The sequence below is a fragment of the Bradyrhizobium sp. 76 genome (assembly GCF_023073025.1).
Taxonomy (GTDB): domain Bacteria; phylum Pseudomonadota; class Alphaproteobacteria; order Rhizobiales; family Xanthobacteraceae; genus Bradyrhizobium.
Map to the genome: position 1 here is coordinate 1 of NZ_JADPIS010000151.1, position 731 is coordinate 731.

Consider the following 731-nt stretch of genomic DNA (forward strand, 5'->3'; position numbering starts at 1 on the left):
TCATGTAGAGCCTCATCTGGTGATCGGTGACATGGCAGCCTGGCAACGGGTGATTCCTCTTTGGCGAGAAGAACCATCCATCACCGGCCAGCCGCGATCGCCAGACGGCGCGGTCCGCTCGGATCGCGCCGTCGCCGGGCTCGTAACTCCGGTCGGGCTACGTCCTCCCTGCGTCACGAGCCCGGCGAAGCTCTCTCATCCTGATTGACGCTGCACTTCCATCCTGATTGCCGCGCCGCAGCATTGCGGCCGGCGGATCTTCGCGGAGCGGTTCGGAGAAGACGTCGTTCCGCTTCGACGGCGCGGGACGGCACGGCTGGAATACATCGTCCATCACTTGGGGTTGGCGCTCGGCGGCCGGCCGGCGGCAAGCTTCGCCAAGCGGCTCATGCTGCCCGTCAGCAACGATACCTTGCTACGGGTGGTCCGCCGGCGGGCGGCGATGACGACAGATCCATTGCTTGTTGTGGGCATCGATGACTGGGCGTTCCGGAGAAACCATCGATACGGGACGATCGTGTGCGATTTGGAGCGCCGGCGGATCGTTACCCTGCTGCCCGATAGGGAGACTGCGACCGTTCGGGCGTGGCTATCGAGGCACCCAGCGATCAACATTGTGTCGCGAGATCGCGGTGGTGGATACGGCGAGGCAGCAGCCAAGGCGCTGCCGAACGCCATCCAAGTCGCCGACCGCTGGCATCTGATGGAAAATGCGAGCGCGGCCTTCCTTG

The 731-nt window shown here is 64.6% G+C and carries 1 protein-coding gene and 1 pseudogene; both read left to right on the plus strand.

Annotated features, from left to right (window positions below):
- The coding region (locus IVB48_RS40465; protein ID WP_247408844.1) for a hypothetical protein at positions 1–208 on the plus strand (208 nt) is incomplete at its 5' end.
- A 36-nt stretch (positions 209–244) separates the two neighbouring features.
- Positions 245–731 (plus strand): annotated as a pseudogene (locus tag IVB48_RS40470) (transposase); the annotation flags it as partial.